We start from the raw sequence: 11,736 nt of genomic DNA, 5'->3' as shown, positions 1-11,736 counted from the left end.
CCGTGAACAGCGCACCAACCTCATATCACGCAGGTATGCCCCGCGTTCTCAGTCTGCTGATTGCGGTCGCAACGGCATTTGCGGCGGCAAATCTGTACTACGTGCAACCCCTTCTCCCAGCACTCGCGAAAGACTTCGCGGTATCCGATTCGGTGATCGCGCTGGCGATGACGGCCGGACAGATCGGATTTGTTGTCGGTGTGTTGTTTCTCCTTCCCCTCGGCGACGTGCTGGCACGTAACCGACTTGTACCAGCCATGCTCACCGCCGTGGCAGCAGGCCAGCTACTTACCGCAACCACCTCCACCACCGCCGTAGTCTTCGGTGGGGCAATAGTGATCGGGATCGGGTCGGCTGCCTCGCAAGTACTGGTGCCGTTCGCCGGAGCCTTGACTCCGGCAGAACTCCGCGCCACTGTAGTGGCACGGACCGTCGGCGCGCTGTTGACCGGGATCCTGCTCGCTCGGCTGGTTTCCGGTGTCGTCGCGACCGCAGCGGGCTGGCGTGCGGTCTACGTGGGGTCGGCAGTCATTCTGGTCGTGCTGGCGGCGGCGCTGCTGCGGTACGCACCGGGAGAGAATCGAACCCTGGTGACCCGGCCCCATTACAGGAGCCTGTTGACCTCGATGCTGACGTTACTGCGTACCGAAACCTGGTTGCGGTGGATCATCATCTCAGGCGCCGGCACTTTCGGCGCCTTCAGCATGTTCTGGACAGCCATACCCTTCCTGCTGGCAGGTGACGAATACGGCTGGTCCCCCGCACAGATCGGAGCACTCAGCCTTGTCGGGATCGGCGGCATCCTCGCTGCCCGCCGAGTGGGTCCGTGGTATCAGCGAGGATTGTCCCGAAATGTCACGATCCTCGGATTGGTCTTGGTAGTAACTGCCTTTGCGCTCGCCATCCCGGGCGCTCACCTGCTTGCAGCACTCGTCACCGCGGCGATTGTGATGGATGTGGGGGTGCAAAGTGTGCACGCGATCAATCAGTGCACAGTGGTCGGGTACACCGAGGAAATCCGCAGCCGCGCTAATGCCATGTACATGACGCACTACTTCCTGTCCGGAGCGATCGGATCCGCGCTGGCTCCATGGCTCGCCGATGCCGGCGGATGGACGGCCGTATGTCTAGCTGGTGGCGGGGCGGTCTCCGTAGCCGCGTTCGCGTGGGTGATGCTCGGACGGTCACTGGCCCGTCCGTCACGTGACTCCGGGACCACGTCGTCGCGTGCGCGACCAAGTCCCGTGGGCGATGTCATCTGATCTACGCACGACTCGCCAACATGTCGATGCACCCCGGTGCGACCTAGTTAAGCTCTACGCAGGCCGACTCGTCCGCCTGCGGCGCGCATCGCGTCGCTGTACCGATATCGAGAAATGCGAATCAGCCTCCGGCAACACCGTCCCAACGCAACGGCCTCTAATGAGGGCTATCCGACTCCCTATGAGGCAGGGTGAGGTTTGGTAGTCGCCTGTGGGTGATCGCCGAGCTCCTCTGAGCCGTGTTCGAGCTCTGTTGGACAGGCCGTGCACCCACCAGTGGGCCGTATGCGCCCGAACCGGCAAAAGAGAGACGCGCATCCGTGATGGTACGTCGCGAGATCCGCCCGGGGTGCATGGCTCGGACGGTTCGCGTTCCATTCGTCGATGTTCTTTCGCAGTCCATCCGCGTAGTTCGAGGGTCACCTGTCGCGTAGATCAGATGACCTGCGCGCAGTCCGAGCGGCGTGCATAGTTTCCGCGGCCTGCACATCATCTGGAAATATTTTGAAATCGTCGAGTAGGTGTCACTCTGCGAAACTCGTACTATGAGGCATGATCCCGTACGTTTCCTTTTCGGCGCCGCGGCATTCCCGACCCAACCCCGGGTTGCGGCGCCCAGCCCCGCCGATGCGACATCCCCAGACCGTTGGCGGGGCAACATAGTTGACGCACTGTCTCGACGAATCCGCCGCACGAACCACCTCATTCATCCATACATGCTTTCGGAGTGGCTTCGGAAGAGGTCTTGAATTCCGACGAGAAAGTCCTCGCCTACTTTCTCGACTGAAGTCAAATATCGCGACTCCACGAAACTCGGGGTACATCAAAGTCTCCGGACTCGCCGGTGCGATTCAGATCGAGGCCGAAGGCACGGTATTTGAGTCGGTGCGCAACTGCTCCCCGGATGTCAGCTGAGGTTCTCACGCCAAAATTCGGGGAGCAGTTTCAAACCAGAGGGTGCTCACCACCCATCTGAGTCGTGTCGGCAGCAAAGACAGAAATCAGGCTTGTCCGACGCGGGTTCGGCCAGTTTCCCGGGAGCCGGCAACAAGCGGAAACGCATACTCTGCCATCTGGGCTTGGTAACTGGCGACCGCCTCAACCAGTGACGTGTGAGTGCTCGAGGCTTCAGAGAGCGTCCGGGTCAACTCGGATGCGTCCCGTATCGCGGTGTTTGCTCCCATCGCCAGTACCGGGCTCATCGCGTGGATCGCATCGCCGATCAGCGTGACGCGGCTCGGTTCCCAGTCCCGTACAGCCGCCGCGGTGGAAATTCGTAGGGGCAGAAGCGATTCGGTTTCCCAGCGCGCCAGAAGCTGGTGTATTTCCGGGTGCCATTTGTTGTCGATCAACTGTTCGGCCACATCGCGCAGGTCTCGGTGGTCGAGTTGGCGCAACGCAGCGGCCGTCGGCATGGCGGGATGATCGGCGGGAGCTCCGACCATGAATGCGAGGTAGTCGTCGACGGCGGTCAGGTCGACGGGCGGGTTGCTGTTCAGCCCCGCCACATCGGGCCTCTGATTGAACTGCACCGGCCCCATCCCGATGTGGGGTTGGCCCGGCCCGCCAGTGACCACAGTGAAGATGCTCTCGAATACCCACTGGGGCAACATATCCGAAATATTTGCGCTCAGCGGTATCTTGCCGTAGATCAGGCGCAGCCCAGCGTCCTCAACTTCGGCGTCCGGGAGGAGAAGCTTGCGTACCGATGATCCGACACCATCGGCACCGACCAACAAATCGGCAGTCACGACCCGGCCATCAGCAAACCGAGCACTGACAGTGTCATCCGATTCCAGACAGCTCACCAGGTGTGCCCCGAAATGCACCGTCTCGGCAAGGCTCGACAACAGGATTTGCCTCAGAGTGGAGCGATTGAACGACAGAGGACCAGTAGCGCCTGCCGAGCGACTCTGCGCAACTGCGGCGGCATCGGACAGCACATCAAGATGGCGATTTCGAACAGTCACTCGTGGCGGCGGTGATCCCGCGGTGGCCAGCGCCAACTCGTACAGATACGGGGGCAAGCAGTCCTTCAAGCCGCCCAGACCGGGCTGGTCGAGCTGGATGCGGTATCCCTGCGGACGGGCACCCGAATGCGAGTCTCGTTCGTACACTGCGACATCAAAGCCGCACCGGATCAGGCCGTGTGCGAGCACGAGACCACTGAGTCCGGCGCCGACAATCATGACACGATTTTTTTGCATAGTCCTGCCTTCGTTTCTTTCTCACGAAGGAAGCACTGGATTCCACGGAGGGAATGACGCCACGAAGGGGCGCAGCTCTGAAAGACCATTCTGGAGCTATTTTTTGCGCGTTCCAATTAACGAGGGACAGATTAGCCTCGACGTACCCAACACGTCAACACCATCACCGTCCACATCTGCCGAGCACCGATAATCGCGTCCAGCCCCACCAACCCGCGTGCAGTTCCGCACGAATCACGACGGCCCACACGGAACGATCGGTCAGGAAGCGACGGCCTGGAGGAAGAGGCGGTAGACGGCCAGACCGTGCTCGAGGCGTCCGCTGTCCGGATCGTTGCCGCCGAGAAGGTAGATCCGCTGCCAGTCTTCGTCGAATTCGGCGAAGACTGCTCGCGCCCATGCTTCCGCTCTGTCAGTCCCACGTGCCGGCGGGCTCCTGACTTGCTGTCGCTGCTTGTCACGGTCACCGTGACGACGGTCCCGGAAGCGGCCGGGTCCCATCGCCGCTGCGGGGCGTCGAATCGGCGGGAGGTGATCACGGCGGTGAGGGTGACGTTCTCGGTCGCGAGCGCTTCGGCCACCACGGTGCTCGAGGTCTCGCCTTCCGCTCCGGTGGTGAACGAGGGAAGTTCGAGGTGGTGCGCTAATGATCGGGATCCGGAAGGTTTCGATCGCTATCTGAATCTCGATGCCTCACCCCAATTCTCACTGGAGAGCATCGGCGTCCGAGACCAAGCGCCTCTCGCACGAAGCCCAGACTCATCATGGTGTCGCAGCGTCCTCACGTGAGGAACTACAGGCCGAGTTCGAACACGCCGACAATATCGATCCCGACGTGCCGCACGCCGGCCGACATGAGCGCCACGGAGACGACGGCAATCCGGTCCACTCCGATAACCCGGGTCCGCGGCAGCAACGTCTCACGGGGCGAAGAACCGGCCCGGCACGTCGATGATGCTCCGGCACCCGGCCAACGACACACGCCCCAGTAGGCGGGGAGTTCGGCGATCAGATGAGGCCGGTCACCTCGAGTCCATCCAGAGCTAGGTTGGCCGTACCCAGCAGCAGGTTCATCTCACCGACCGTGGCGTCGTGGGTCGCAGGATTCTGCAAACCGAAGCTGTTGACCAACGCCAAAGTCCGTACCGACTGGAACATCAACGTGGTGGCCAACTCATCGCCGAAGATGTCGCCGACGAACCAGCCCGTGAACAACCCCTCGAGGTCGGTGCCGTAGGTCTTCTCGAAGCCAGAGACGATCCCGGGTGTCGCGTCCACCAACGCACCGCCGAAGGTATAGAAATCCTTGGTGTTGTCCGCGGTGGTGCCGATGTTGACCAGCGCTTTGGGGAAATCGATGATCAGGTGCGCAAAGATGGCGCCCGTGACAACCCGTCCGGGACTACGGTCGCAATCCTCGGTGAGCGCCAGCGCAGCGGCCCAGTGTGGTGACGGAGTCCCGCCGGTGACGAACTTGTGCAGGTCGGTCAGGTACAACCGGACCACCTCCACGGCAAGATCGCCGGCCCACACCGGATCGTCGTACACCCCCGAATCGATACTCGGGCCGACGAGACTCAGGATCTCGTCGAACGCCAACGGGAAGGTGCCCCGATAGTCGTCGGAGTGGGTGAGTTCGCCACGCAGGGCGGCGATGCGATCTCGAGCCTGCTCGAAGGTGTCGATACCGGTGGGGTCCGTCAGGGCGGCGAGTGTGCCGTCGAACTCAGGTGCCGAAAGGGGTACACACGCCGACGCCGCAGGTGCCGCGCCGACGGCGGGAGCGGTCAACGTCGCGGACCCGAGAACCAGCGCAACCGTCACGACTGCGGCTCGAAGTGTCGTAGTGAGAATCACAGCCGGACACTAACGCGTGCTGTGCGCTGTCAGCAAGGCAGAAGGTGGACCGGTTCCAGGAGTTCACGCTGCTGCTCGATATGAACGACGGAGCAGTCTGCGTCCGCGTCCCGTGATCGAGCGGAAGGTCCAGGGGTAACCCGCACTTATCGGTCGCGGTCTCGATGTCGCTTAGGCAGTCCCACAGCGCCAGTGCGCGCTCTACGGCGTGGTGGGCAGCCCCGATGTGTTCCGCAGCTTCCCGGCCCGCACATCCCGCCGAGCCTGGTGTGCGGCTGCCCTACATCGGTTTGGCCACGAACCTGCGCAGGCGGATCACCAGTAATCACTCACCCGCTGCGGACCGTCCACCCTGCCCCGCACCCTCGCCGGGCTGCTGCTCGATACCGAGTGCTACCGGCCCTGGCGCACCGACCGTGTCGTCCTCGTCAACGAAGACGAAAACCGTCTGACCACCTGGCACACCAACCTTCAACGACATCTCGGGCATGTTCAGTCACACTAGGGGCATGGATCACGCGTCGGGTCGACATCGAGCAATACTGTACGGGTATCCGCCCGCTTAGCTAGAGCGCGTAGGACGTCATTATTCCTTTGTAGGACTTGGGTATCGGCGGCGCGAACTCGTTGCGTGTGCTCGTGGACAGGCCGAGGGTGAGCAGGGACTCAACCATCGTCACTGCTGCGGTGACTCCGTCGACAACGGGCACCCCCAATTTTTCGGACAGTTCGCGGCACAAGTCCGCCATTCCGGCGCAGCCGAGGACTATGACGTCGGAGTCGTCGCGTTCCAACGCGTCGAAGCATGATTCGAAGATGATCTTTCGGGCGTCTGGATTGTGATCCAAGTCGAGAACCGGGATCTCGCAGGAATGAATGCCGAGGCAGCTGCGCTGCATTCCGTAGCTATCCACCAAATCGGCTGCGCGGCCTCGGGTTCGGCCCAGAGTGGTGACGATGCTGAATCCACGACCAAGGAATGAGGCGTAGTGCATGGCGGCCTCGGCGATGGCCACGACCGGGCCGGTCGCCAGCTCGCGCGCAGCGTCCAGACCGGGATCGCCGAAGCACGCGATGACGTAGCCGTCGACGCCGTCCATCTCGCCGCCAGCGATTTCAGCGAGAATTCCTGGAACACTGAGGGCTTCGTCGTAGTGACTTTCGATGGAGGCTGGACCCATGGCGGGGCTGACGGCCTCGACGAACGTACCCGGGCCGACAGCGGCCCGCGCGCATTCCTCGATCTTGGCGGTCATTGCCCACGTGGTGTTGGGGTTGATCACTTTGATCTTCATGATTGTCAGTTCACTCCTGTGGGTTCGGGGCGGATACGGTTTTGACGGCAAGTGATGTGCGGTTTGCGAGCGACCACGACTGGGTCACCATCGGCGCTGTCCCTGGCCTGTCACGGCAAGTTTCTTATAGCGGATGGCGACGGCTCGCCACTACGTGGCGCAGTTCAAGAAGAGTTCGCCAACAATGCGGCAATCGCCGGGGGCGAGTTGGCAGATACCTGAGCCCCCGGCGTCTGCCTGAGTCAGGAACTCAGATCGATCTGCGTACCGACATCGAGTTCGAGTGCGCGATCGATGACCAGTCGGGCAACCACGAGGTCCTCCAACCCGATACCCGTCGAATCGAACAACGTGATCTCTGACGGCGCCGACCGCCCGATCCTGCGACCGGTGATCACATCTCCCAGTTCGATATCGATTGCGCTTTCGGCGATTGCGCCTTCGGCGATCGCGAGTATCGCGTCACCCGACTTCGACAGGGCAGTCGGCCTGCTGTCGACGATAATCCGCGATCGCGCCATCGCCGTTCCGTCGACCTCGCGCTCGTCGGGTCGAGGAGCAGCGCCGACCACGTTCAGATGCGTTCCGTCCGTGAGCCAGCGGCCGCACAGGATCGGATCGACCGACGGGGTGAGCGTGCAGATGATGTCGGCTTCACGCGCGAGCTGTTCGACCGAGTGTGCACTCGTCACCTCCAAGCCCAGGTCCTCGATACCTGCCCGGAACTTCTCGACCGTGGACTTCGATCTGGACCACACAACGACGCTGTCGATGTCGCGGACGCCGACTATGGCGCGGACATGTTCGATGGCCAGGTTGCCGGCTCCGACAACGCCGAGCACCGAGCTGCCCGGGCGCGCCAGGCGCTTTGTCGCGACGGCACTGGCTGCAGCCGTTCGGATCGCCGTGATCGCGCGGCCGTCGAGCACCGCTACACACTGCCCGGTGCGTGTCGACGTCACTAGCAGGGTCGATCGTTGCCGGGGCAGTCCGCGGTCGCGGTTCCCTGGCAGGTCCGAGAGGACCTTGACCACTGCTAGCTCAGCGGTCCCGGACTGCGCCATCATCGGTATGACCCGGCCGTCGTCGGCGCTGTCCATCGACGTCGGCGCTGGGTTTTGGGCAATCCCTGTGCTCAGGTCGGCCAGCCCCGCTTCGACCGCGTCGAAGACGTGTTGCCGGTCGAGCAGTGCCGCGATCTCAGTATGCCGCAATACCAGTGCCATGCCCGTCAGCCGACCGTTGTCAGTTCTGCGCTGTCGACGATGTGGGATGACACCAGGTCTGCGAACTTCGGCGCTGTGCGAACCATTCCCTCTTCCTGGAGGATTCGCATCCACCGGTCGCTGGCATCGCCGTCGATTCGTACGGTGTCCCAGGTGTTCGACCGTTGAATTCGTTCGCATGCAGCAGAGAGGGTGGGCAGTGCAATCTGCGGCCAGTGCTCCGTCAGCAGCGGCTCGAGTTCCTGAACCGGAGCCGCCTTGACCACAGCCATCGCCGCACTGAGTGCGGTAGTGAATCGAATCAAGTTGTCGCTGAGCTCGTCGAAACGGTCTGTGCGGCAGTAATAGACACTGTTCGGACCGAGTCCTCCGACATCGGCGTATTCGACAACGATCTGACCCAAGCCCTGATCCGACAAGATCTGGGCGGTGGTGATGTCGAGAATGATCGCGTCACCGAGTCCGTCCTTGAACAGTTCGACGAACATCGGCGTCGAGAGGTCACGCAAAAAGGTGGTGCCGGCAGAATCCACACCGCTCTCGCGCATCATGCCCGCGGTGATGGCGTAGGGGGCGCTACCCCCGATCCCGGGAGCAAGGACCGTTTTGCCGGTCAACAACGACCAATCAAAGTCGCCTGACGGTGCCTCCCTCATTACCAGTGCCTTGGGGAACTGGTGATTGAGCTGTGCGAACACGGTGAGTTCCCGCGAAGTCCCCCAGTACATCCCCGGAACCCACAAACCGCCGAGTGCGATATCGGCGACACCGCTGTCCAGATCGTCGAGGACACCCGTCCACGGATCGCAGGCTTTTGCATGCACCGACAGTCCACGGTCGGCAAACAGTCCGGCGTGGTCGGCGTAGTACTCGGGCAGGTAGTTGAGTCCGTGGGCTGTTGCCGAGATGAACAGTGTTTCAGTCATGGTGAGATACGACCTTCTCTATCGAATAATCTGGTAGACAATCTATTTCGAGTCAACTACTACGTTTTCAGTTACCTCCTCCAGCGACTTGTTGAGAGTCTCGGGACCAAATCGGGCGGCCACCACCAGGAGTGCGTACATTCCGGCGATCATGAAGAACACCCCGGCTATGCCGGCGATGTTGAAGAAGAAGAGCGCGGCAAAGGGCATCACCGCTCCGGCGATATTTCCGATCCCGTTCACCACTGACGTACCCATGGCGCGAATCGATGTCGGGAACAACTCCGGCGTCCAGACCGACAACATGGTGTTGAGCAACATCGTGAAGAACTGGAAGATGGCCCCGAGCACGAGGATGAGAACGGCGTTCTGCGCGAGTGTCGCGAACGCGATCGCGGAGATGCAACCGAGTACCGCCGCGGCCATAACTGTCTTTCGGCGCGGGAACCGTCCGGCGAGATAGCAAGCAGCACAAGCACCTAAGAGACTTCCGATATTCATGATCATGGTGAACAGCAGCGAATCCGAGAGTGAATATCCGCGCGACATCAACAGGATCGGCATCAGGAACAGAAGAGTGACCTGCGCCCCGAATGACATCCACGACGCGGAACCGATCGCCACTGTCCGGCGGAGGTTCTGTCCTCTGAACACCTCTGTGTACGAGGTCTTGGTTGTGGGAAGTACGTCATCCAACGTTACGAACTGCTGTGTGGGTCCCGGATCACGAAGGCCTGCGATAGAACCGCTCGCCAAGCGTGTCAAGCTCCGATTCGCTTCTTCCACACGACCTTTCGACAACAGGAATCGTGGCGATTCGGGAAGGTAGCGGCGAAAGAAGACAACGAGCACCGCGGGTAGAGCGAGGATCACGTACGTCCAACGCCAGGAGGTGTCGTCTCCACCGAGGACGTTCCCGAGCGGGCCGAGAACCATGAGGAAGAATCCGAAAGAAACGATGTTGCCGATGCCGCCGGACGAGATGTTGAGCGTGGCCAACATCCGGCCGCGGTGCCGGGTGGCCACCAGTTCGGCGAGAATTGCCAGGCCGACCGTGAACTCACCGCCGAGTCCGATTCCCACCACGAAACGGCTGGCCAGGAGCATCTCGTAGTTCACCGCGGCGGCACTGATCAACCCACCCAAGGTGTATACGAGCAGGTTGAGGCTCAGAGCAGTCCGCCTGCCCCAGCGGTCGGCGATGTAACCACCGATCAGGCGGCCGGCGAGACCGCCGATTACCGTGACCGTGTTGATGAGGGTGAGCTGGGCGTTACCGATACCGAGTGAATCCTTGATCAGTGGCCCCATCGCCCCGGTCGAGTTCTGCTCCAGGGTGTCGAAGAAGAGCCCTGCCATCAGCAGGATGATCACCGCTGCCTGCACACGGGTGAAGCCAATGCGATCGAGCACGCCCGACAATCCGGGTGCAGGCACAGCCGAGGGTGGGGTGGGAGTTGGCGGCGTGGTCACCGAAGTAGGAGTGGACATTGCGAGCTCCGGAGGTGGAGGAAGCACCGGGACGGTTGTCTACCGGCGAGTCGACTTCGGGATGTCAACGAGACGACTGCCTATTTTGTATACGACCAGTGTAACAATGAGGTTATTCGATGCTAATTGCACGTAAACTGGCTATATTCGCCATCAAGTCGTATACGACTTATAGCAAAAGTGGGACTAGTCAGAAATACTGTTCGTCGCGGCGTAGATGCTCGTCCATCAGATAGCCAGCCTGCACGGAGGCGCCGCTGAGAATAGCTGCGGCGAGCGTGGCATGGTCGCTGACCGACGCCTCCGGGTCGTCGCCGAGACCCCAGGCGACACGTCGATTAACCCCGGCCAAGATCTCCCGCAACTGGTCGTTGCCCGCAGCGATCACGATCAGATCATGAAATGGTCGCCCGACGTCCCCTGCCGGATCGATTCGCGCACCATGATCTGGCGAGTGATGGTGTCCACGTTCGGCGACCGCGCTCAGCTCAGCTGCCACCGAGCCACCCCTGTTCGCAGCGGCCAGCTGCGCCGCGAGCACTTCGAGACCTCTGCGTACCTCGAGCAGTTCACGATTGTCTTTGCGCAGCGTCGTCGACACCGTCGCACCGCGATAGCGGACAATGGTGACAAAGCCTTCACCCTCCAGCTGCCCGAGCGCCTCACGGACCGGAACCCGCGAAACCCCGAATTTCTGGGCGATCGCCTCCTCGACCAGACGCTCACCCCCGGCAAGTCGTCCCGCCAAAATATCCTCGCGGAGAAGACGAGCAATCACATCACGAGGAGATTCGTCCTCGCCCACGCTGTGCAGATCCACACCGAAAGTCTAGAGCGCGTCTCCTTTTGGCCCTGGTGCGGCTCATGATTGCCAGCGTCACTCGGGAGAGAATCGCTCATCTCGTGAGGAATCGTCATACTGCCATACGTGGCCGGTTGGATGTCCTGGGCATCTGGTCGACAGTGCCCCCAGTCAGCACTTCTGATGGTGCGGCAATCGTTGTGAGCACTGCACTACGTGCGCCTGGTCGAGACACTGAGCTTCAAGTCCCGACGAATCCGATGTTGTTGTCTACGCTGGGTAAATGCGAGTGGACGGTATCGACGACCACCTCATCGAGGATGCAGGAGAATTGGTGCTCGATTCCCTCGACGTTCTCCTCGAACGTGTAGCCAGCCGACCGGAATTCGCACCTAAAGCGGGCTCCCCACAATGGCTTACTGAATGGAATGACCGCGATTCCGATGCGGGCCGTGCCCGCGTCCGTCAACACGTGCTCCTCAGAATTGCTCTTGCTGCTGCCGCTCACATCACCCCGCGCCCTGACATCGAGCTAGCCCGACAGATGGGCATCCCTGAGGACGTGATCGAACGCGCACAAGGAGTGCGCCCTCGATCACGGAAACGTGAGGGCCGAAACATATCCGATGAATCTCCCGTACAACCTGCACTGTGGTGAGGTTCGAGCAAA

General features: G+C 61.5%; 12 protein-coding genes. 2 read left to right on the top strand and 10 right to left on the bottom strand.

From position 1 onward, the window contains the following. Window positions 1–35 precede the first annotated feature (35 nt). Window positions 36–1,262 carry an MFS transporter gene (locus tag R4P64_RS32850; RefSeq protein WP_317824335.1) on the top strand — a complete coding sequence of 409 codons (1,227 nt, stop codon included), beginning with the start codon at window positions 36–38 and terminating at the stop codon, window positions 1,260–1,262. Window positions 1,263–2,263: 1,001 nt separating this feature from the next. Here R4P64_RS32850 and R4P64_RS32845 read toward each other — a convergent pair. The 10 genes from R4P64_RS32845 to R4P64_RS32800 all read right to left on the bottom strand — a co-directional run bounded on the left by R4P64_RS32845 (window position 2,264) and on the right by R4P64_RS32800 (window position 11,084). Beyond that, window positions 2,264–3,451 (bottom strand): NAD(P)/FAD-dependent oxidoreductase, encoded by a 1,188-nt coding sequence (locus R4P64_RS32845; protein ID WP_317824334.1) that lies wholly within the window; start codon window positions 3,449–3,451, stop codon window positions 2,264–2,266. Between the two features lie 279 nt (window positions 3,452–3,730). Next, window positions 3,731–3,970 carry a hypothetical protein gene (locus tag R4P64_RS32840; protein WP_317824332.1) on the bottom strand — a complete coding sequence of 80 codons (240 nt, stop codon included), beginning with the start codon at window positions 3,968–3,970 and terminating at the stop codon, window positions 3,731–3,733. A gap of 292 nt (window positions 3,971–4,262) precedes the next feature. Next, window positions 4,263–4,385: a hypothetical protein gene (locus tag R4P64_RS32835; RefSeq protein WP_317824331.1), complete on the bottom strand. Its 123-nt coding sequence runs from the start codon at window positions 4,383–4,385 to the stop codon at window positions 4,263–4,265. Window positions 4,386–4,477: 92 nt separating this feature from the next. Further along, complete coding sequence (locus R4P64_RS32830) at window positions 4,478–5,326, bottom strand: DUF5995 family protein (protein WP_317824330.1); 849 nt, start codon at window positions 5,324–5,326, stop codon at window positions 4,478–4,480. Window positions 5,327–5,651: 325 nt separating this feature from the next. Beyond that, window positions 5,652–5,816, bottom strand: coding sequence for a hypothetical protein (locus tag R4P64_RS32825; RefSeq protein WP_317824329.1), 165 nt, complete (start codon window positions 5,814–5,816; stop codon window positions 5,652–5,654). A gap of 76 nt (window positions 5,817–5,892) precedes the next feature. Continuing rightward, a complete protein-coding gene (locus R4P64_RS32820; protein ID WP_317824328.1) occupies window positions 5,893–6,621 on the bottom strand; it encodes an aspartate/glutamate racemase family protein in 729 nt (242 codons plus the stop codon). 242 nt (window positions 6,622–6,863) lie between these two features. Next, the gene (locus R4P64_RS32815) at window positions 6,864–7,847 is read right to left on the bottom strand and encodes an ornithine cyclodeaminase family protein (RefSeq protein WP_317824327.1); all 984 of its coding nucleotides are present in this window, start codon (window positions 7,845–7,847) and stop codon (window positions 6,864–6,866) included. A gap of 5 nt (window positions 7,848–7,852) precedes the next feature. Then, window positions 7,853–8,773: an ABC transporter substrate-binding protein gene (locus tag R4P64_RS32810; protein WP_317824325.1), complete on the bottom strand. Its 921-nt coding sequence runs from the start codon at window positions 8,771–8,773 to the stop codon at window positions 7,853–7,855. Window positions 8,774–8,815: 42 nt separating this feature from the next. Continuing rightward, window positions 8,816–10,264 (bottom strand): MFS transporter, encoded by a 1,449-nt coding sequence (locus tag R4P64_RS32805; RefSeq protein ID WP_317824324.1) that lies wholly within the window; start codon window positions 10,262–10,264, stop codon window positions 8,816–8,818. Window positions 10,265–10,454: 190 nt separating this feature from the next. Continuing rightward, window positions 10,455–11,084, bottom strand: a complete 630-nt coding sequence (locus tag R4P64_RS32800; RefSeq protein WP_317824323.1) for a GntR family transcriptional regulator — start codon at window positions 11,082–11,084, stop codon at window positions 10,455–10,457. A 265-nt stretch (window positions 11,085–11,349) separates the two neighbouring features. Between R4P64_RS32800 and R4P64_RS32795 the strand changes: the two genes are divergently transcribed. Then, complete coding sequence (locus tag R4P64_RS32795; RefSeq protein ID WP_317824322.1) at window positions 11,350–11,724, top strand: hypothetical protein; 375 nt, start codon at window positions 11,350–11,352, stop codon at window positions 11,722–11,724. Window positions 11,725–11,736: the final 12 nt, after the last annotated feature.

The sequence above is a fragment of the Rhodococcus sp. IEGM 1366 genome (assembly GCF_033142425.1).
Classification (GTDB): domain Bacteria; phylum Actinomycetota; class Actinomycetes; order Mycobacteriales; family Mycobacteriaceae; genus Rhodococcus_F; species Rhodococcus_F globerula.
The sequence above is the reverse complement of the archived record's forward strand: the minus strand, read 5'-3'. Positions and strand labels throughout refer to the sequence as shown.